This window comes from Shewanella halifaxensis HAW-EB4, from assembly GCF_000019185.1.
Lineage (GTDB): Bacteria > Pseudomonadota > Gammaproteobacteria > Enterobacterales > Shewanellaceae > Shewanella > Shewanella halifaxensis.
Genome location: NC_010334.1, coordinates 198,802 through 220,778, shown reverse-complemented (window position 1 = coordinate 220,778; position 21,977 = coordinate 198,802). Strand labels below are relative to the sequence as shown.

The following is a 21,977-nucleotide window of genomic DNA, read 5'->3' as shown; positions in this document are numbered from 1 at the left end:
CCGCCATCGATACACTTAACGATAAGTGCAAACCCTACTGTAGCTCGGAAGATTTTTCCTTCATGCAACGTGAAGTGGCTAGCTGCTATATATTGGTCGTCAATGGCACCAAAGGAGAGAAAGGGAGCGTCGCGCTACACCTACCACATTATGATTTTAACGACGAGCTACTGATGGTTAGCGTCAAATTTTGGGTTGAACTAGTTCGAGATCAATTACCGAGTGAGTGATTTAGTTAATAATCGTTCAAGCCTGTTGGAGACCAACATACACGGTCTCCTTTTATGATGAGAAGCGCCCTATGTTGTTTTCTGGTAATTCAATCGCGGTTTGTGCCTTTTTGGCTTGGGGCTTACTGCCGCTCTATTTTCAATTTATCCCCAGTGCCAATGTGCTCGAGTTATTATCGATTCGGATATTATTCTCCATTCCCTGTATTTACCTGTTACTTAAAGCTAAATCTCTTCCGATGGCAAAAATATGGGCAGCAATGCGCAACAGAAGAGTCTTGTTAATCTGCTTTTTAGCCGGGATATTTAACCTCACCTCGTTATATAGCTTCACTTGGGCAGTGACCAACGGGCAAGTGCTAGCAGCCAGTTTAGGCTACTTTATGAACCCGATTTTTTCGATTGCCTTGGGCGTACTATTCCTCAAGGACAAACTGTCGACTCTTCAGTCTGTTGCCGTAGCACTTTCTATTGCTGGTATTGGTCTACAAGTGCTCTATTATGGCGAGTTGCCTTGGCTTTCAATCATCATGGGTGGCACTTTTGCCCTGTACGGTTTGATGAAGAAATTCGTCGATTTAGACGCGCTAAGCATCATGATGATTGAGCTGATTTTGATGCTACCCTTTGCCCTGTGCTTGATCATGAGCGATCTATGGCATCAAACTTCCGTTTTATATTCAGATGACAACAGTAAGATTTTGCTGTACCTACTCTCAGCGCCAGTCACCCTAATCCCATTGGTTCTGTTCTCTCTTGCAGTGGAGAAGATCAGTCTGATCATGATTGGCTTTATTCAGTATATAGAGCCCAGCATTCAGTTCTTGCTGGCCGTGATGATATTTGGCGAGGTGTTATTACCGGTGAAGGTGGCAAGCTTTAGCTTGATCTGGTTAGGCTTACTGCTCTGTATTGCCGATATTGTATTTAAGAAACGAATGTCTCCTACAACATCGCGGTTATAATTTACAAGCCTCCAGCAATACCTGAGAGACCATGAAGCTCTGTTTTCATGGTCTTTAGTTGAGCTTTCAACTTTCTCCCTTGGTGCTAATTTAGAGTAAAAACTAATACTTTCCTCACCTTACATTTTTGTTAAAAACACGCCCCCGGTGAAAATCACGCATAAAAATAATTCGAGACATCCATCACACAACCGTGCCACAATTGACGCAGATCAACACACTTTTTCAACACGTGATCAACAATACCGTGCATTACAACTACATAATTTCGCGTATAAAACCTTCTGGAGTCGACGTATGCAAAATAACGGAAGAATGAATCTGCTAAATTTGGCGGATCCTAAAATAAAAATGCTCCACATTACCTGGTTTGCGTTTTTCCTATCCTTTGTGGTGTGGTTCAGTCACGCCCCCTTGATGGTCTTTATCAAAGAGGCTTTTGACCTAACAAGTGATCAAGTCAAGGCTTTGCTCATCCTGAACGTGGCATTGACGATTCCGGCGCGGATCATTATCGGTATCCTCGTCGACAAGTTTGGTCCGCGGATCATTTATAGCAGCCTGTTAATCCTTTCCTCGGGGATCTGTCTCACCTTCGCCACGGCGACCAGCTTTGAACAGTTGGCCTTTTTCCGATTTTTACTCGGTTTTGTCGGCGCGGGCTTCGTGATCGGCATCCGTTTAGTGGGTGAATGGTTTCCAGCAAAACAGGTAGGTATTGCTGAAGGTATCTATGGCGGTTGGGGTAACTTTGGTTCGGCAGCTGCTGCGATGACATTACCTACCATAGCCTATGCTTTTGGTGGTGACGACGGATGGCGTTATGCCCTAGGGCTAACGGGTGTCGCAGCAGGACTCTACGGTATCTTTTTCTACATAATGGCCCGCAATACCCCTAAAGGCTCGACCTACTTTAAACCCAAAAAATCTGGTGGACTTGAAGTCACCAGTTGGAAAGACTTCTTTTTCTACCTAGGCATGAATGTGCCAATGTATATCGCACTGGCCGTTTTAGCGTGGAAGCTATCTCCTGCTGGCGTCAACCTCTATGCAACAGAAACCATGTACATGATGTGGGTGGGTCTTACTGCTTTATTCTTTATACAGCTCAATTCAATCTGGCGCGTCAATAAGGAAAACCTCACCCACGGTGTCCCTGATATTGATAAGTATGAGTTTAAACAAGTTGCAATCCTGAACGTCGCCTACTTTGTCACCTTTGGTTCCGAACTTGCCGTAGTATCCATGCTACCACTGTTCTTCCTAGATACATTCGAAGGTCTGGATCCTGTTAAAGCGGGTCTGTTAGCCTCTGGATTCGCCTTTATGAACCTAGTTGCTCGCCCCACTGGAGGCTGGCTCAGTGATAAATTTGGTCGCCGCCAATCTTTGATGATTTTCATTGGGGGTCTAACATTAGGCTATGCCATGCTGAGTCAGATAGACGGAACCTGGTTTATCCCCTTCGCAGTGATGGCAACTATGGTCTGCTCTTTCTTCGTTCAAGCAGGTGAAGGAGCAGTATTTGCCATCGTGCCACTGGTTAAACGTCGAATGACAGGTCAAATCGCCGGAATGACGGGAGCATACGGCAATGTCGGTGCGGTGATCTATTTAACCGTGTTGTCATTTGTTGATTACAGTACCTTCTTTATGGTCATCGCCGCTTCGTCAGCCGTGATGTTCTTAGCTGTACTCTTCCTTAGTGAGCCAAAAGGTCATATGGCGGAAGTTAATGAAGACGGTACTGTTGAGCTAATTGATGTCGATTAGTGACAAGCAGACGGCAACCAGTGGTTGTGGTTGCCTAGTCAACAGCATCTCAGGATTGGCTATGACCCATAAAAAAAAGTCAAATAAGCTTACCATCGATCTCGCCAGCCATAGCACCCGCGGCTTGAAAGAGATCAATGAAGATGCTGTTGGATTTTTTTCTCCATCAGAAGAAAGACTACTGGAAGGTAAAGGGATTGCTCTCGTCGTTGCCGATGGTGTGAGCAGTGCTGAAGCAGGCAAGGATGCCAGCGAAACGGCAGTAAAACGCTTTATTGAAGATTATTACCCAACCCCAGATACCTGGTCTGTAAAACATGCCGGACAAAAGCTCCTCTCCAGCATTAACATTACACTTTTCAAACGTAGCCATGAATTTGCAAGCGAAGAGAAAGGCTATCTGACAACGTTTACCGGACTCGTGATTAAGTCTCAAACTTGCCACTATTTCCACGTTGGTGACAGCCGAGCTTACCTATTTCGAGACGGTAGCCTTAGCCAGCTGACCCGTGACCATATTGCCAGTATCGCTTCAGGAAAGAGCTTTCTATCCAGAGCATTAGGGATGGATAACTGCTTACAAATTGATTACAGCAGTCTCAATTTAATCAAGGGCGACCAACTCCTGCTAACCTCAGATGGTATCCATGACTTTGTAGATGAGGAAAATCTAGTAAACACCCTGTCAGACTCAACCTCTCCACAGCAAAAAATCGACAAATTAGTCTACTTGGCACTAGAAAATGGCAGTGATGACAACGTAAGTGGCGTCATTGGAGAAGTGACATCTCTCCCCAATGAAAGTCTCAATGACTACAACTCCAAGCTAACCATGCTACCTTTTCCACCACCATTAGACACGGGGGTAAAGTTAGATGGATATAAGGTTATTAAAGAGCTGTTTGCCAGTAGCAGAAGCCAAATTTACCTAGTGAAAGATACTGACACGGGTGAACTGATGGCCATGAAAACGCCCTCGATTAATTTCGAGGATGACGCAGGCTATATTGACCGGTTTATACAGGAGGAGTGGATCGGAAAAAGGATCAATAGCCCTTACGTGGTTAAGGTCATTGAGCAGAAAAGAAAAAGAACCTGTCTGTACTATCTGATGGAATATGTCGACGGCATATCACTCGATAAATGGATGCAGCAAAATCGCTTTCCAAAGCCTAAGACTGCAATATCCATTGTCGAAGAGATTGCCAAAGGCTTAAATGAATTCCATAAGATGGAAACCATACACCAAGACTTAAAGCCAGCCAATATCATCATTGACAGCGTTCTGAATATCAAAATTGTTGATTTCGGCTCAGTATTTGTTGCCGGAGTCGCTGAAATATTTATTCCACTGGAACACGAGGGGGTGCTTGGCACCGCCAGTTACTCCGACCCCAAGTATCTTCTTGGAAAAAATACCGGCATTCAAGGCGATCTTTATGCCTTGGCCACGATTACTTATGAACTGTTTTGTGGCGAACTCCCCTATGGGAAAAAAATTGAAGAATGCCAAACGGCATTTGAGTATGACAGATTACGCTATATTCCTGCCAACAGTCTAAACCCGATGATCCCTGTCTGGTTTGATAGAACGCTGCAGCGCGGTGTCATGTTTGATTTAGAGCATAGATATCAGCGTATAGCTGACTTTCTGAAGGATCTTAAAAATCCTAATTCAAATTACTTAAGAGACGATCCACAAATCCGAAAGAACAAGAGCCAAATCCTGTTTTGGCAACTCCTATCCGGATTCTGGATCTTAATGCTGCTACTTGTAATAGCAATGTTCAAACATAACTAAAACAACTACCTAGATGAGTAAAAATACGATGATTGCGAATTTCGACGAATTACTAAAAATGACAAAGAATCAATCTAATCCACAACGACTCTTGCTGCTGTTTGCTAATGCCGAGTCCGTTAATCCGAAAAAAAGTAAAAAACATCAAAAAGGCACCATTAGCCCAGTAATGTGTGTCGATAAGTTACCTGAAGAGATCGCTTCCTTTAGCGATCTGGTTGAGGAAGCTGACAACATCAATAAGACTTGGAACTTCATTTTCATTGCCAGCTTAAGTGGTGAAGAGGGTCAAGCTCCTAGCTCAAACGATGCAGAACAGTTTTTGAATAAGATGGCCAATGATGTAGAAACGGGCAATGGTGTTGGAAGATACGTAGTATTTGACCGTAAAGAAAGTCCGATTGAGATAGAGTCAAATATCTAGTGTGAGCCAAAAGTTAGGCTTCAGTGAAGTGACCGGGCATCTTATACAGCTAACAGATGCCCTTTGCTTCCTCCCTCTCCCGAGATCCGTTTCCAGCTAATATCTATCACCTTCAAAACTGCCCCCACCAGCAAATATAAATCGACATATCTCCCCCAAAAACAACTACTAAAATCCATTCTCTGCGCCACTATTCACCTTGAATTAATTAGTAATTCCCTATTCCTAAACTATGCTTATTACTAATTAGCAGGTGAGAATGAGCCGCCAGTACTTATGAAAAAAATGTCCAACACCGAAGTCATTGCATCAATCATTGGGGCATTTTTTGCCACCCTTTGCGCCTCCTTTTTCAGTAACAGCATTTTAGAAGCCAACGATATGCCGATGGTACTCGCCTCTACCGGGGCGTCGGCCATGCTGATATTTGCCATTCCCCACAGCCCTGTCTCTCAGCCATGGCCACTGATTGGTGGCCATCTGATTGCCGCCTTTATTGGCATCACTTGCTATTTTTTAATTCCGAATGCTGTTGTCGCCTCGTCAGTGGCTATTGGACTCGCGATGTTAGCGATGCACTTTACCGACTCTATGCACCCGCCAGGGGGCGCGACAGCGGTCACTGCGGTCATTGGTGGTAACACGGTTCACGAGCTGGGGTACTACTTCATCATCGTACCGGTGTTCTTCAATGCCATCATTCTGCTGTCTATCGCGATGGCGGTGGGATCATTTAGAGAAAAAAACCCCTACGTTATTAACGGTAGGGGCTGAGACATGCGGTTATACCCAAACGACAGTTGAGTAATAGGATTAAAGCCTATAGATGAATATTTAGCTCAGGTGCAAAACCCACCTCTATCCCTTCGATTTCGGCAACCTCTACCAGCCCATGGATATAGGCTTGGATGGCGAGTCTAGAAGCTCGGTGAACTAAGTAACCTTTAACCTTGTCGGCAACCATGTTGTAGTCGAGCTGCTTGCCATCCACTTTCCTGGCAATATTCACGACATGAAAACCGTAGCGTGAAGCCAGTGGCTGCTCAACCAGTCCTTCACCATGTTGCATCAGTTGCTGTTCAAACTCCGGCACCGTCTGGCCACTACTGATCTGCCCAAGCGAGCCGCCCGTTTCTTTTGAGGGACAAGCAGAGTACTTTTTCGCTAACTCGGCGAAACAGCTAATGTCTTGTGATAACTGTACCAATATGTTTTCAGCATTTTGTCTAGCAACTTCCTTGGCCTCTTCATCTTCTGCTGAAGCCGGAAGTAAAATATGGTCAACCTCCAATAGCGGAGCGGTGACAAATTTTTCTCGGTTATTTTGAAAATAGCGCAGGCAATCCTCTTCGCTAGGCTCTTGATAAACGACTTTATCTGCCAATAGCTGTCCGATACCCTGCTCCTCATTATCGGCAGTAACATCCACACCATTTTGTTTCGCTTGCTCAATCAACAACTGACGAATAACCAACGTTTGCCCTGCCTGTTGAACCACTACGTCAAAATCACTATTTGAGTGATACTGCAGTTCGTTCGCAAGCACTTCTTCTTTAATGGTAACGCCATTCACGCTAATGATTGGCAACTTCTGTTCAGAAGGAGTCGCTGATGCATGTTGTCCACAAGAACCCATAAGAAAATTACCTTGTCTTTTTGTTTTAGGGCGGAAGACTCGATCTGCTCTTCTCAATCCCGCTAAATAAAAATGTGTTAATTACTAAAAAAAGGGCTCAATAATAAGTAGTAACACCACCTAAAACTGAGCCCGATGAGTAAATTAACGCTGACGAACGATCTGATAACTTCTGGTGAAGTACTTCACCGGAACACTAATCACATGCACCAAACGGGTGAATGGGAATATCATTATCAAGGTTAATCCTACAAGGATGTGTAACTTATAGATGATATTGACCGACTCAATTGACTCTGTCGCTTGAACGCCCTGCAGAGTCACAATACTTTGCGCCCAATTAGCGAGTAATACCATCACCGAGCCATCTAAGTGCTGAGCCGATGCGATAATCGTCAACAAGCCTAAAGAGACCTGTAGTAGCAGCAAGAACAACACCACTAGATCCGAACGCTTGGTATTCGCCTTCACTCTATCATTGTTTAAACGACGACGAATCAACATCACAGTACCAATAAAGCACAGTATGCCAAAGAAGCCACCACTCACCATAGCCAGTAACTGCTTGTCAGGCGTAGAAATGAAGTGGTGATAGATAGATTCCGGTGTTAGCAAACCAACGAAGTGACCACCTAAGATAAAGATGACACCGATATGGAACAGATAGCTGGCCAAACGGAAGCCCTTTTGATCGAATATCTGACTCGAGTCAGCCTTCCATGAATAGGGCTCACGGTCGTAGCGGATCCAACAACCTACAACAAATACCGTTATAGCGATAAAGGGATAAATCCCAAACAATAAAAAATTTAAATTTGACATTATTTTCTCCTTACAATCCTGCAACTTGTGCAGCATCTGCGTCATGCCACTTAATAGGCACTTGATTTACAGTATTGGGATCAAGCGAGTTCTGCGATTGATGGACTCCCGCGCTTGGGCACTGCCCAACCATAGGGTCATCAAAGCGGATCTCTTTATCCTCCCACTCCTTATCAATTGCCTCTACAGTGTCATCACGCTCCTCTTTACTGACATTGTCAGCGATTTCGACGCGGTCGACTTCTACACCGGACACCTCGATAAGAGAATCAAGAAGAACACTGTAATAGCATTCACGATCGATCAATCGTTCAGACAGCATGGTCAAAATATGACAGATATCCCCGAGCCACTCCTCAATATACTCAGGAGACTGTTCGCTCAAATACTCAAGGTATAGCGGGATATAATCTGGCAGTTGTGATGAATCAACTTCAAAGCCGTTGGTCTTATAGACGTTCATAAGATCGACCATCGCCTGACCACGGTCACGGGATTCACCGTGCACGTGTTCAAACAACAGTAGTGAAAGTGCGCGACCACGATCAAACAGTAGGTCGTAACTTTCTTGAGCGTCATATAGATCCCTTGCAGTTAGTTGGCGGATAAACTCCACCAACGCTGCACGGCTTTCAACACTGAGTTCACCCGACTGCTCCACAATAGCGATCATCTCGTCGGCAGCACCAAATAGTGCCTCTGTTGGATAATCGAGTAGACGTGAAACAACTTTAAGGATTAGCACAGTATTAGTCCTCCACACTCACAGTTTTAATGATATTACGGCGAGTAATCTTCTTTCCGCCGAACATATTGACGCCGTTATGGCCATCGCTACAGCCATTACCAAAGGTGAAGCCACAACCGCTCTTCTCACCATAGGCCTCTGGTACGTTCATCTCACGGTGTCCACTTGGGATAACGTAACGATCTTCGTAGTTAGCGATTGCAAGATAACGATACATCTCATCAGCCTGCTTCTTGGTAAGACCCACTTGCTGTAGAACCTCTAGGTCTTCGACACCTTCGACATTCTCTGCACGCTTATAAGCACGCATTGCCAGCATACGCTCAAGCGCAGTAATAACCGGAGCCTCATCACCTGCGGTTAGCAAGTTAGCTAGGTACTTAACAGGAATACGCAGTGAGCGTACATCAGGAATGACACCCGCTTTACCTAAGGTCCCAGACTCAGCTGCATTCTGAATTGGGCTCAGAGATGGGATATACCAAACCATAGGTAGCGTGCGGTACTCTGGGTGTAGTGGCAGTGCCAGTTTCCAATCCATCGCCATCTTGTAAACTGGCGACTTTTGAGCCGCCTGGATGACAGAATCTGCAACGCCGTCCTTACGAGCCTGCTCAATCACTGCTGGATCGAATGGGTCTAAGAAAACTTCCAACTGCTTCTCATACAGATCCTGCTCAGATGCGGTCGATGCCACCTCTTTGATCTTGTCTGCATCATAAAGTAGTACACCTAAGTAACGGATACGACCTACACAGGTCTCTGAACAGACTGTCGGCATACCGGCTTCAATACGCGGGTAACAGAAGATACACTTCTCTGACTTACCAGACTTCCAGTTGTAGTAGATCTTCTTGTATGGGCAACCTGAGATACACATTCTCCAACCACGACACTTCTCTTGGTCGATAAGAACGATACCGTCCTCTTCACGCTTATAGATTGCGCCCGATGGACATGAAGCCACACAGGCTGGGTTCAAGCAGTGCTCACAAAGACGGGGAAGATACATCATGAATGTATTTTCGAACTCGCCATACATATCTTTCTGCATGTTGTCGAAGTTCTTATCTTTACTGCGCTTCTCGAACTCAGTACCTAAGATCTCTTCCCAGTTTGGACCCCACTCGATCTTCTCCATACGCTTACCAGAGATGACAGAACGTGGACGCGCCGTAGGTTGGTGCTCAACAATCGGTGCTGTGTGCAGGTGCTGATAGTCATAATCGAATGGCTCGTAGTAGTCATCGATCTCTGGCATATCAGGGTTAGCAAAGATGTTAGCCAATATGCGATACTTACCACCGATGCGAGGCTGAATATCACCGTTAGACTTTCTCTCCCAACCGCCATTCCACTTATCTTGGTTTTCCCACTCTTTGGGGTAACCAATACCGGGCTTAGTTTCAACGTTGTTGAACCAAGCGTACTCAACGCCTTCGCGAGACGTCCATACGTTTTTACAAGTAATTGAACAAGTATGGCAACCGATACACTTATCAAGGTTAAGTACCATACCTATTTGAGAACGTATTTTCATGGTTCTACTCCTTAAGCTTCATCTGGGTTGGTTGGCAATGGACGCGGCAGGTCATCGGTATTAGAACCCTCTAACCAATCAACTTTATCCATCTTTCTAATCACAACCATCTCATCACGGTTACAACCCACGGTACCGTAATAGTTGAAGCCCCAAGACTGCTGGGCGTAACCACCAATCATATGCGTTGGTTTCATCACAATACGAGTAACTGAGTTATGGTGACCACCACGGGTACCGGTCATCTCACTACCTGGTACGTTAACGATACGCTCTTGAGCGTGATACATCATGGTCATACCTTGCATTACACGCTGCGATACCACAGCACGACAAGCGATAGCACCGTTAGCGTTGAATACTTCAACCCAATCGTTATCCTCAATGCCCGCATCTTTAGCATCAACTTCACTCATCCAGATGATGGGTCCACCACGTGAAAGAGTCAGCATCAACAAGTTGTCAGAGTAAGTACTGTGAATACCCCACTTCTGGTGCGGCGTGATCCAGTTAAGCACAATCTCTTTATTACCGTTTTGCTTAGTGCCCTTAACAACATCGATCGTCCTAGTGTTGATAGGCGGACGATAAGAGACAAACTGCTCACCAAACGCCTGCATCCACTTGTGATCTTGATAGAACTGCTGACGACCCGTAATGGTTCTCCATGGGATCTGCTCATGCACGTTGGTATAGCCTGCGGTGTAACTCACATGCTCATCTTCAAGGCCTGACCAAGTCGGTGAAGAGATAATCTTACGTGGCTGTGCCTGCACATCACGGAAACGGATCTTCTCTTCCTGCTTAGGTTTAGCAAGGTGAGTATGGTCGATACCGGTAAACTCACTAAGTGCAGCCCAAGCCTTAACCGCTACCGCACCGTTAGTTTCTGGCGCTAGCGTTAAGATGGTTTCCGCGGCATCGATAGCAGTCTCGATAATTGGACGTCCCTCGCTGACACCCTCGTCGGTATTGCGATGGTTAAGATCGCCTAGCAACATGATCTCATCATCTGTGTTCCAGTTGATGCCCTTACCACCGTTACCTAACTTATCTAGCGCTGGGCCAAATGAGGTAAACTTCTTGTAAGTACTTGGGTAATCACGCTCAACTACGACCATATTCGGTGCAGTCATGCCTGGGATAAGGTCACATTCGCCCTTCTTCCAATCTTTAACATCAAATGGTTGAGCAAGCTCACCAGGAGTGTCGTGAAGCATTGGGACAGTGACAAAGTCAGTCTCTTTATCTAAGTGTCCAACACAGACCTCAGAGAATGCTTTTGCAATACCCTTATAGATTTCAAAGTCAGATCTTGCTTCCCAAGCTGGGTCAACCGCCGTAGAAAGCGGGTGGATGAATGGGTGCATATCTGAAGTGTTCAGGTCATCTTTCTCATACCAGCAAGCGGTAGGCAGTAAGATATCTGAATACATACAGGTCGATGACATACGGAAATCGAGCGTCGTCACGAGGTCTAATTTACCAGTAGCGCCTTGATCGACCCACTCAACCTCTTCAGGCTTAAATCCACCACTCTTGCCCAGATCATCATTCATCAGGCCATTCTTAGTACCCAGTAGGTACTTAAGCATGTACTCGTGACCTTTACCTGAAGAGCCTAATAAGTTAGAACGCCAGATAAACATGTTACGAGGGAAGTTCTCAGGCGCATCTGGCGCCTCACAAGCAAACTTAAGCTCGCCTGATTTAAGCTGCTGAACGGCGTAGTCTTTTGGCGACATGCCAGCGGCTTCTGCATCCTTAGTCAGCTGCAGTGGGTTTCTATTTAGCTGAGGTGCCGATGGTAACCAACCTAAGCGTTCTGCCTTGATATTGTAATCAAGCATATGCTCTGGGAACTGAGACTTATCGGCTAATGGCGATAACACCTCATGTACACTCACCTTCTCATGACGCCACTGAGAAGAGTGGTTGTAGAAGAAAGAGGTACTGTTCATTTGGCGTGGAGGACGTGACCAATCTAGACCGAATGCAAGCGGCTGCCAGCCAGTTTGAGGGCGAAGTTTTTCCTGACCAACATAGTGTGACCAACCACCACCAGACTGACCAACACAACCACACATCATTACCATGTTGATAAGACCACGGTAGTTCATATCCATGTGGTACCAATGGTTCATCGCCGCACCGACAATGATCATCGATTTACCATGTGTCTTATTTGCTGTATCAGCAAATTCACGTGCAACCTTGATCACCTTGGCACGAGAAACACCGGTGATTTTTTCCTGCCATGCTGGAGTACCAGGAATATCTTGATCGTAGCTAGAAGCCACGTTTTCACCGCCTAACCCACGGTCCAGACCGTAGTTGGCCATCATCAAGTCATATACGGTAGCAACGATTAACTCTTCGCCATCGGCGGTAGTGATCTTCTTACTTGGAACATTACGAACCTGTACCACCTCTTGATCACAAGAAACCCAATGCTTGTTGGCATCGTCACCGGCAAAGTGCGGGAATGAAACAGGCGATATATCACCACCAATTAAAGAGAGTTGCAGCTTGGTTTCTTTACCTTCTCCACCTTCACGCTCTCGAATATTCCACTTGCCCTTCTCGCCCCAGCGATATCCGATAGAACCCGTTGGCGAAACAAACTCGTCTGAATTCTCATCGATTGCAATCGTCTTCCACTCAGGATTGTTATCCTGACCTAAGTTGTCAGCAAGATCTGAGGCACGTAGGAAACGGGTAGACTTAAGTGAGGCATCATCATGCTTCTCAAGTACCACAAGCATAGGGAAGTCGGTGTATTGACGTACGTAGTTAGTGAAATACTCACTAGGATTATCGAGGTGGAACTCACGTAAAATAACGTGACCAAATGCCATACCTAATGCAGCATCGGTACCCTGTTTAGGGTTTAACCACTCATCGGTAAGCTTAGAAACTTCGGCATAATCAGGTGTGATTGAAACCGTTTTAGCACCCTTATAGCGAACCTCTGTGAAGAAGTGAGCATCAGGTGTACGCGTTTGAGGTACGTTAGAACCCCAAGCAATAATGTAATTAGAGTTGTACCAATCGGCAGACTCTGGAACGTCGGTTTGCTCACCCCAAGTCATCGGAGACGATGGCGGTAGATCGCAGTACCAATCATAAAAACTTAGACAAACACCACCGATAAGCGACAGGTAACGTGCACCCGCGGCATAAGAGACCATAGACATTGCAGGAATGGGTGAGAAACCAATGACGCGGTCGGGACCAAATGTTTTCGTGGTATAGACGTTAGCTGCAGCAATAATTTCATTCACTTCGTCCCAGCTAGAACGAACGAATCCACCCATACCACGCTTTGACTTGTATGAATCGGCTTTAGCCTTATCTTCAACAATCGATGCCCATGCATCAACCGGATCTTGATTTAAGCGAGCCTGACGCCATAGTTTTAACAGCGGCTTACGAACTTTTGGATACTTAAGGCGGTTAGCACTGTATAGGTACCAAGAGTAACTTGCACCACGAGGACAACCACGAGGTTCGTGGTTAGGCAGATCTGGACGTGTACGAGGATAGTCTGTTTGTTGGGTTTCCCAAGTTACAAGACCATTTTTGACATAGATCTTCCATGAACAGGAACCGGTACAGTTTACACCGTGAGTTGAACGGACAACTTTGTCATGCTGCCAACGCTGACGATAGCTGTTTTCCCACTCACGGCTCTCATTGGTTGTGTCACCATGACCATCACTGAACTCACCTGTTTTCTTTTTGAAAAACTGTAAGCGGTCAAGAAAATTACTCATCTCAATACTCCATTTTCGCATTTGAGTGGATGATATCTTGCCGATATCATCCACTTCTCATTGTTATATTTTGCGTTTATTGGCTAGGATTGCCGTCGTGTAGAAAACGGCAAAGTCATTATGGATTCTTGTATTCCGCACCTGGACGCAGATAGAACCACCAGTTAACTAAGATGCATAAGCCATAGAAAACAGCGAAGCCATACAATGCATTTTCAGGGGTTGTCAGCTTAATCTGCTCACCAAGCACTTTAGGAATGATGAATGCGCCATAAGCAGCAACGGCAGACGTCCAACCAAGAACCGGTCCAGCCTGTTCTTTATCAAACACCATAGAGATAGTTCGGAAAGTCGAACCGTTACCAATACCCGTTGCGGCAAACAGCACTAGGAACAACACAAGGAACGGAACAAAGAACTCTTGTGGGGTTTCCGAGGAATATGCAGCCTTCATGAAATAAGCCACACCAAGAGCGCTCGCCACCATGACAATGGCACAGATCTGTGTCACTTTTGCACCACCAAACTTATCAGCAATCCAACCACCGACAGGGCGAATAAGCGCACCGATGAAAGGCCCCATCCATGCGTACATCAGTGCACTTGGGCCGTTAGGGTTAATAATGTCGTGGGTCATCACACCATCGACCATCACATGCTGATATCCGAAGATAACTTTGATTGATAGACCAAAGCCTGCAGAAAAACCGATAAAAGAGCCAAAGGTCATGGTGTAGATAACACTCATTACCCAGGTATGGGTATTGCCGAATATTTTGTATTGGTGGGTTAAGTTTTCCTTAACCTGACCAGGAATAAGCTTAAGCAAGAACACGGTCAGAGCGATCACAATTGGCAGTACGATCCACTTGCTCAACTCTATCCCAGAACCACCGACCTTTTCCGGTAGCATCAACCACAGGCCAAGGATAGAAGTAAGGAAACCGATAGCCAGCATGCCAGAAATAATGCCGAAAGAGCCTACAGGACTAGGTAATCCCGGTGTGACATGAGATGCCTTGATATTATTCATACCAAACCAGCCAACCACGGCTAACGGAATCAAAAACAGCAGCCAGACATAACCCGCATTTTGAATCCAAGCATCAGATCCCGCAGGGATCTTGCCAATCAAGGTGCCAGAGGTATTAACCAGTTCCATCGGCTCACCGCCGAAGATGCCAAATGTCATCACTAGTGGAACTAGGATCTGCATGGTGGTTACACCAAAGTTACCTAGACCCGCATTTAATCCAAGTGCCAATCCCTGCTGCTTCTTAGGGAAGAAGAAACTGATATTTGACATTGAAGAGGCGAAGTTACCGCCACCTAAACCTGACAATAAAGCAAGACCTTGGAATACCCATAGCGGTGTATTCTTATCCTGCAAGGCAATACCCGTGCCTATAGCCGGGATCATTAATAATGCGGTGGTAAAGACGATGGTATTTCTGCCACCACATAAACGAATGAAAAAACTGCTTGGAATACGCAATGTTGCGCCGGTTAAGCCGGCAATAGCCATCAAGGTAAACAGTTCTGATGTTGCATATGGGAAACCCAGATTCAACATCTGGATAGTGATAATTCCCCAGTAAAGCCAAACCGCAAAACCGCAAAGTAAACTCGGGATTGATATCCAAAGGTTTCTATTGGCGATTTTTTTCCCTTCTCCGTCCCAAAATTTGGGATCCTCGACATTCCATTTATCTATATCGGACATTGGTTTCTCCAATCATTAAATCACTTAATTAAACTGGCCAGTTGCAGTTGCTGATATTGGGCAGGATAATCAGTTTCTTTTTATGTATATTTGAAACATCTTACTGATGTTTAATTACTTATTATTAACACGAGTCTGCGAAGAGGTTAGCACTGGCATCAAAATGAAGTTTGACCTAGATCATATTTATCTAAGTAAAACGATAGCGGTCACACTCAAGCTACCACCTAGGTATTAGTCTGAAACTGATTGTATCTAGTTGTATTAATAACCTTTATAGTTGAAAACTGATTTTTTCCTATAACCGTTCTACCAAAACAACTATTTGGTAGTAGTTAGCGCCCTAATACGAAAATCACTTAACAAAAGGCAGCGAAAAATGGCTGAACCCGATAACGTAAAACACCTACCGTTGGTTCAATCGGAAGATAACGACAATGTATCTTCATCCTTAGTCGCTACCGCCGGTTTATACATGGCCACAATCATCTCTCTCGCCCTGATGAGCATGATTTTTTCAATTCTGGTAACCGAAAAACTGGCTGGTGGAGCCGAATTAATAAACAATACGGGTTCGCTGAGAATGCAAGTGATCCGCATATCTCGAGCTCAATTCTTAGAAACAGGAAGCGCAAACCATTTAATAGGGGAGGAAAAAAAAGCTTTTGAAACCAAACTATTCAAACTAAAGCAAACAACCTTAGGAACCAGCTTCAACACCCCTGAGATCGAGAAGCAATATCAACAAATTGTCTCACAGTGGCAGCAATTAAATTCTGCGCCTAAAGCTGCACTGCCAGAGGATTACGATCAGTTCACCAGTAAGTTAGATAATCTTGTTCATTTAATTCAACTTGAATCAGAGAAAAAACTCACCCTATTACGGCTGATTCAAAGTATTGCCGTATTGCTTATTCTTGTTATCAGTACAATCGCTCTAATCAAGATAAATCAACTACTTGCAGCACCACTTAAGAATCTAGTGCATGTAGCCGAAGAGGCGGGAAAGGGAAACTTCAGTGCACCGATAGAGTTTGAAGCGGATAATGAGCTTGGCTTACTGGCCAAGACCATCAAGCGGATGTCGAGTCAGCTGGCGTATACCTACCAAGACTATGAACAGATAGTGGCAGAAAAAACTCGCGAACTCACTCGCAGCAATGAATCTTTAGAGGTGCTTTACAAGGGTGCAAGACTACTATCGAATCAAGAGTATGACCGCGTTAAGTCAGTTATTATTCAAGATATGCAAGCCCTTATCGGTATCGGCACGATAAAGATAAGATTGATCCATAAACATATCGATAATCTAGTCGTGTTTCAGGCAGGAGAATCCGGCCACCCCTCCAATTACAAACATAGTTATCAGTTCTCTCTAGAAAAGCATAACAAGGTCTTTGGCGATATCATTTGGGAGGTGCCAGAAGGTCAATCTGTTGAGGACTGGCAGAAACAGTTGATTCAAGCCATGGCTGATATTGTTGCAACCGCGATAGAGTTAGGGCATCAAAAAAATGCAGAAAACAGGCTACTCATTTCGGAAGAGCGTGCCATTATTGCCAGAGAGCTGCATGATTCATTGGCGCAATCACTGTCATTCTTGAAAGTTCAAATGAGCCTGCTAACGCGTAAAATGGAGAAGAAACTCCCCGAAGAGCAAATTGAAGAGACCATAGTCGAGATCAAGAGCGGTCTCAATAAAGCTTATCTGCAACTGCGAGAACTACTAACCACCTTCAGACTCAAACTTGACGACCCCTCTATAGAAAGTGCTCTGCAGGGCACAATTGCCGAATTCACTCAGAAGTGCCAACACCCGATACGCTTCAGCTACGACCTGCCACAACACTGTTTATCTGCCAACCAAGAAATTCATCTACTGCAGATCATCAGAGAGGGGCTGTCAAATATTCACCGTCACGCCAAGGCCTCCGAGGCAGGGGTTAGATTATCGCCAAAAGGGGAACTAATTAAGCTCGATATATGGGATAATGGCGCAGGCTTACCTGGTACGCTTCAAACTCAAGGCCACTTTGGCCTAGGGATCATGAGAGAGAGAGTGAGTTCTCTGAAGGGGCAAATGTACCTAAAAGATCACTTACCTTCGGGCACTATGATTTCAATTACGTTCGAGAATTAGATTACCGGATAAAGGATTAGAAAAATAAGATGCCTATAGCCAAAATACTACTCGTTGATGACCACCCCGCCCTACGCCAAGGACTCGCGCAGCTCATGTCTCTGGAAGAGAGTCTGGATGTCGTCGCCCAGGCAAGTTCCGGTGAAGAAGCTATCAGTCTCGCCGTTCAATATGAACCCGATATCATACTGCTGGATCTCAACATGAGAGGGCTCAGTGGCATAGACACTCTTATCTCACTCAAGAATGCTCAGGTAAAAAGCAAAGTCATTATTTTTACCGTCTCAGACAACGAGAGTGACGTAGTGCAAGCCATAAAATTCAATACCGACGGCTATCTGTTAAAAGACTCCGAACCTGAAGAACTGATTGAGAAAATTCATCTCGCTCTCCAAGGGGAGTTCGTTATCAGCTCGCCACTGACTCAAATTCTTGCACAATCATTAAGAAGCGGCGGCAAAAAAGTTTCCCAACTTGAAGAGCTGACCCAGCGTGAACTGCAGATCGTTAAGCTCATCGCCTCAGGAAAAAGTAATAAGGAGATCGCCAACAAATTGGGGATCACCGACTCCACGGTGAAAGTGCATGTCAAAAATCTGCTGAAAAAGCTAACGCTGAAGAGCCGAGTTGAAGTGGTGCTTTGGGCCGTAGAGAATAAGATTAGCCCATGAGCCACAACTTATTGACTAAGCTAGGTTAGCCCCCCAAGTAAGCTGAAAATAGGCTAAAAAACCCGAGTTTGTCGTCGCTCTCTACTAGCTTACTCCTCTAGTAGAGAAGCACTCTCCGATATAGAGCGACGACATCAATGAGCCTTAGCGTGCAGTACGTTAGGGCTAATCCTTTTCCAAGAAATTGTTCGCAATCGCTTCCTTAAGCAGTTTCTGCTCCCGCTCGGCCCTAATAGCAAAGTACATCACCACCATACACAGAGCTAACACGCCATACAGCAGCATAAAGCACGCGCTATATACGCCGATCACGTCAACAGACAGACCAAATAAAATCGGTAGCGTACAGCCACCCAGCGCCCCCACTGCAGCGACGACGCCCCCGACGCTCCCCATATGGTGTGGATAATAGTCATATATTGTCTTGTAGATACTGGCTCGACCAAAACCCTGTGCCAAACCGATGATCACAATCAGCAGAGTAAACAGCCAAACATTAACTTCAAACGCAACGGTGACATCTTTTTCTACGCCGTGGACCGTCATGGTTGTTGGAGGGTAACTCAGGAAAAACAGACACACCATGCAGATCCAAAAGGCGCTCCAGTTAACCGTGCGAGCACCAAAGGTGTCGGCAAACCAGCCCCCCACCGCACGCACAATACTAGAGCTAGTAACAAACAGCAGAGTCAGCGCCAAGGATTGGGTCAAAGACAGACCGTATGCCGATACATAATATTGTGGCAGCCAAAGCAGCAAGGCCAGAAAGCTGCCAAAAACAAAATAGTAATAGAGCCCAAAGCGCCATACCTGCAGCTGCTTTAATGGCTCCCAATAGAACTCAAAACTCTTAGTTTGCTGCTTATTCTTATAAAAGGCATTAACCTCTGGAGCAAATAGGCGAAACAGGATAGCCATAAATATCATGCCAAATCCGTACACTGTGCCGATGGTTTTCCAGCCATAAAACTCCACGACCAGAGGTACCAGCACCAGAGTGATCGCCGCCCCGGCGTTACCGGCGCCGAACACCCCTAGCGCAAAACCTTGGTGCTTGGTTTCAAACCAATCGGTAACGTAGCGGATGCCGATGGTGAAGGAGACACCACTAATCCCGATTAAGAACCCCAAGGTGATATAACCGGAAAATGTTTCGACATAAGGAAGGTAAAAAAGTGGAGGAACAACCGAAAGCATTTGCCAGAAAAACAGTGACCGACAAGAGACTTTCTCAGCTAAAAAACCTATCGGTATACGAAAGATCGCCCCGGTAAAAATGGGCGCAGCCAGTAACAGACCAAACTCAGTCGAACTCAGATTGAGCTGACGTTGTAGCTCAATCCCCAGAATTGAATATAGAGTCCAAACAGAAAAACATGCAGCAAATGCCAGTGTCGCTAGAGTAAGGGCGAGATATGATTTACGTTCCTGGTGGCTCATAATTAAAACCTTAATCATCAATGATATAAGAGAATTACACTAAAACGACAACTTAACCCATCAACAATAACCAATGCTTAAATAAAAATCAAAAACTACTCACAGAAATATACACACTATTAAGGGGAGAGGTCTAGCGTCATCTAGAACTGAACGCTTTGATTTCCAATCACTAATCCGCTAATGTTGCCACTTAAAATATTGGCCTATCTATCGGCCACCTTTGCCCTTTTAGGTCACCTTTCAGAGACCGGCCCCATGCACATTCAGATGTTACCTAGCATTTTAGTTTCAAGCCTGTTACTGCTCTCAAGTATTACTCTACCGGCATTTGCCGCCAATGATTTAAGCGGAGTCTGGCAAGGCACCTTAGGTAAGAGCAAAATCCGCGTCTGCTTTAATGAATACGGCACTGGCAGTTATTACTATCAGCGCTACTTAACCCCAATTAGACTCGAGCAAGTCGATAACCATTGGCAAGAAGACAAGCAAACAGGCTTCTGGCAGTTTGAAAGTATCAGCGAACAGCAACTTACCGGGCTTTGGTTCAATAAAGAACGCTCTAAAACCGAGAGGTTCAATAAAGAGTGGTCTAAAAATGATCCATCTAAAACAGCCTCTAGCAAATCATTAGCCATTACGCTTGAGCGTCAAATCAGCCCTGACGGTATAAATGATTGCAGCAGCGATGCTTTCAACCAGCCGTTAGAAACAGCGCCAAAACTTCGCCGTGGAAAATGGCAGCAGTTTGCCGATACTGACTCTCAGCAAGAGAACGCTAACCAAGCTAGCTCTCACCAAATTAGCTACAGCCAACTGACATACGGCACTGAAATCGGCCTAGAGCTTAAAGCTGAACAAGCTGGTATAACCGCAATTAACCAGTGGTTAAAACAGAAACTGACAAGTAAGACTCAACTTGAAGAAACCTTTGAAACCCGCCGCAGAATGCTGGCTCAAATAGGTTTACCAATCGCAGATGAAACCGGAGCCGAGATCGAATTTGTTAATCAACATTGGTTAAGCGTGCGATTTTACCGCTGGGCAGCAGGCTATGGCGCCAGAGGCATCAATCGCACATTCACCAGCTTCAATCTTAGCGATGGCAAACCATTCAACCCATGGCAATGGTTTAAACAAGACGTAGCCCTTGATGAAATGCGTCATCAACTACCAGCCGCACTACGCGAAAAGTTATTTGCCGACATGGAAGTTTTTGAGGATTGTGATAACTCAGACGGATCAGGTTATTTCTACCTAACCCTCAGCCCAAAAGGCATCGCGTTGTGGGAAACACCCAATGGCAGCGGCTGCGAAAACGAATTCACCCTCAGCCCCAAAGAGGCAATGTTGTTCGCTAACGAATACGGTAAGAGTCAGCTTACACTAATGGAGTAATATCCATTTCTAGGTCAAATGGTGGAACCCTTGGATGGTCTTTAAGCTCAGCTTAAATCAACTCACAGAGGTTCCAATGACCTGCCTCAAGAAGTTAGTTGAGGCTAAACTCTCAACTAAAGGGTGCAATGAACCTTTGCTTCATAACTTCGCCAGTAATACTGAGACGCTTTCAACATAGTGGTTCCAATGGCCTGCGGCCAGCGCATGTGCAGACACTGCTGAAGCACGCTGCAAGCACATCACTGTGAGCTCTACGGTTTCATCCCTGAAACCGAAGGCTTCAGCCGTATCTACACCGAGTTAGAAAAGCACCAATCATTTCACCCATTGAGTTCTCAATAGAAATGCGAGACTGACGTACATACTGAAGCAACAGGAAACACCAGCCCCCCATCGAAGTTGCCGAAGTACGTTGGAATAAATCACGTGAGCCCGACAGGGATGTCGGGTTAGCTTTCGCGGGGCAGGATGCCCCATCGGAAGCGTTAGTGATTTATCCATAAGTATGAGGCCCGTATCTAATGCATGTAACTTCGTCGGGGCGGCTCGGACTCTTTATGAAAGAAATGGCCAAGAGGGGGGAAGCTGTTGTCCCCCTTTTGCCCGAGTGTGAGCTGGAAGCTCACGACCTTTATCAAGCGCAGCTTGATTCGCTTAAATCTTTAAGCCCGATATGGGATGGAACCCCATGACTTTAGTTGTTAGACAAAGTCTAACTTAGAGTTCAGGCGCAGCCTGATAGGAATATCAAACGAAGTTTGATTGCATTAGTCGTTAGACGAAGTCTAACTCTCCCCCGTGCGGCCCCTTGGCGCAAAACCAAGGATCAAAAAAGGCTATGAACCTAAGCTCATAGCCTTAATCTAAACACTGCTATTTATAGTAAA

At 45.4% G+C, this 21,977-nt stretch carries 16 protein-coding genes; 9 read left to right on the top strand and 7 right to left on the bottom strand.

Annotated features, from left to right (window positions below; translation table 11 throughout):
• Nucleotides 1-62: 62 nt before the first annotated feature.
• From SHAL_RS22975 to SHAL_RS00925, 6 genes are all read left to right on the top strand, one after another.
• Nucleotides 63-230, top strand: a complete 168-nt coding sequence (locus tag SHAL_RS22975) for an amidohydrolase (RefSeq protein WP_012275320.1) — start codon at nucleotides 63-65, stop codon at nucleotides 228-230.
• Between the two features lie 71 nt (nucleotides 231-301).
• Nucleotides 302-1,195, top strand: coding sequence for an EamA family transporter RarD (rarD, locus tag SHAL_RS00945; RefSeq protein ID WP_012275319.1), 894 nt, complete (start codon nucleotides 302-304; stop codon nucleotides 1,193-1,195).
• Between the two features lie 297 nt (nucleotides 1,196-1,492).
• Nucleotides 1,493-2,968: a NarK family nitrate/nitrite MFS transporter gene (locus SHAL_RS00940; protein WP_012275318.1), complete on the top strand. Its 1,476-nt coding sequence runs from the start codon at nucleotides 1,493-1,495 to the stop codon at nucleotides 2,966-2,968.
• Nucleotides 2,958-4,769 (top strand): bifunctional protein-serine/threonine kinase/phosphatase, encoded by a 1,812-nt coding sequence (locus tag SHAL_RS00935; protein ID WP_012275317.1) that lies wholly within the window; start codon nucleotides 2,958-2,960, stop codon nucleotides 4,767-4,769. The genes SHAL_RS00940 and SHAL_RS00935 overlap by 11 nt, the downstream gene beginning before the upstream one ends.
• A 58-nt stretch (nucleotides 4,770-4,827) precedes the next feature.
• The gene (locus tag SHAL_RS00930) at nucleotides 4,828-5,193 is read left to right on the top strand and encodes a ribonucleotide reductase subunit alpha (RefSeq protein WP_223296230.1); all 366 of its coding nucleotides are present in this window, start codon (nucleotides 4,828-4,830) and stop codon (nucleotides 5,191-5,193) included.
• Between the two features lie 276 nt (nucleotides 5,194-5,469).
• Complete coding sequence (locus SHAL_RS00925) at nucleotides 5,470-5,967, top strand: HPP family protein (protein WP_012275315.1); 498 nt, start codon at nucleotides 5,470-5,472, stop codon at nucleotides 5,965-5,967.
• A gap of 46 nt (nucleotides 5,968-6,013) precedes the next feature.
• On the opposite strand, the gene SHAL_RS00920 is transcribed toward SHAL_RS00925, so the two are convergent.
• The 6 genes from SHAL_RS00920 to SHAL_RS00895 all read right to left on the bottom strand — a co-directional run bounded on the left by SHAL_RS00920 (nucleotide 6,014) and on the right by SHAL_RS00895 (nucleotide 15,438).
• Nucleotides 6,014-6,829 (bottom strand): peptidylprolyl isomerase, encoded by an 816-nt coding sequence (locus SHAL_RS00920; protein ID WP_012275314.1) that lies wholly within the window; start codon nucleotides 6,827-6,829, stop codon nucleotides 6,014-6,016.
• Nucleotides 6,830-6,973: 144 nt separating this feature from the next.
• Complete coding sequence (gene narI / locus SHAL_RS00915; protein ID WP_012275313.1) at nucleotides 6,974-7,651, bottom strand: respiratory nitrate reductase subunit gamma; 678 nt, start codon at nucleotides 7,649-7,651, stop codon at nucleotides 6,974-6,976.
• A 10-nt stretch (nucleotides 7,652-7,661) separates the two neighbouring features.
• Nucleotides 7,662-8,396, bottom strand: coding sequence for a nitrate reductase molybdenum cofactor assembly chaperone (gene narJ, locus SHAL_RS00910; protein WP_012275312.1), 735 nt, complete (start codon nucleotides 8,394-8,396; stop codon nucleotides 7,662-7,664).
• Nucleotides 8,397-8,400: 4 nt separating this feature from the next.
• Nucleotides 8,401-9,939, bottom strand: coding sequence for a nitrate reductase subunit beta (gene narH / locus SHAL_RS00905; protein ID WP_012275311.1), 1,539 nt, complete (start codon nucleotides 9,937-9,939; stop codon nucleotides 8,401-8,403).
• 11 nt (nucleotides 9,940-9,950) lie between these two features.
• Nucleotides 9,951-13,715, bottom strand: coding sequence for a nitrate reductase subunit alpha (locus SHAL_RS00900; RefSeq protein WP_012275310.1), 3,765 nt, complete (start codon nucleotides 13,713-13,715; stop codon nucleotides 9,951-9,953).
• Between the two features lie 118 nt (nucleotides 13,716-13,833).
• On the bottom strand, nucleotides 13,834-15,438 hold the full coding sequence (locus tag SHAL_RS00895) for an MFS transporter (RefSeq protein WP_012275309.1): 1,605 nt from the start codon (nucleotides 15,436-15,438) through the stop codon (nucleotides 13,834-13,836).
• 379 nt (nucleotides 15,439-15,817) lie between these two features.
• On the opposite strand from SHAL_RS00895, the gene SHAL_RS00890 reads away from it, so the two are divergent.
• Nucleotides 15,818-17,578, top strand: coding sequence for a histidine kinase (locus SHAL_RS00890; RefSeq protein ID WP_012275308.1), 1,761 nt, complete (start codon nucleotides 15,818-15,820; stop codon nucleotides 17,576-17,578).
• 29 nt (nucleotides 17,579-17,607) lie between these two features.
• Nucleotides 17,608-18,249: a two-component system response regulator NarL gene (narL, locus tag SHAL_RS00885; RefSeq protein ID WP_012275307.1), complete on the top strand. Its 642-nt coding sequence runs from the start codon at nucleotides 17,608-17,610 to the stop codon at nucleotides 18,247-18,249.
• A gap of 165 nt (nucleotides 18,250-18,414) precedes the next feature.
• On the opposite strand, the gene SHAL_RS00880 is transcribed toward narL, so the two are convergent.
• Entirely contained in the window at nucleotides 18,415-19,689 is a 1,275-nt protein-coding gene (locus SHAL_RS00880; protein WP_012275306.1) for an MFS transporter, read from the bottom strand.
• Between the two features lie 258 nt (nucleotides 19,690-19,947).
• Between SHAL_RS00880 and SHAL_RS00875 the strand changes: the two genes are divergently transcribed.
• A complete protein-coding gene (locus SHAL_RS00875) occupies nucleotides 19,948-21,087 on the top strand; it encodes a hypothetical protein (protein ID WP_041416193.1) in 1,140 nt (379 codons plus the stop codon).
• Nucleotides 21,088-21,977: the final 890 nt, after the last annotated feature.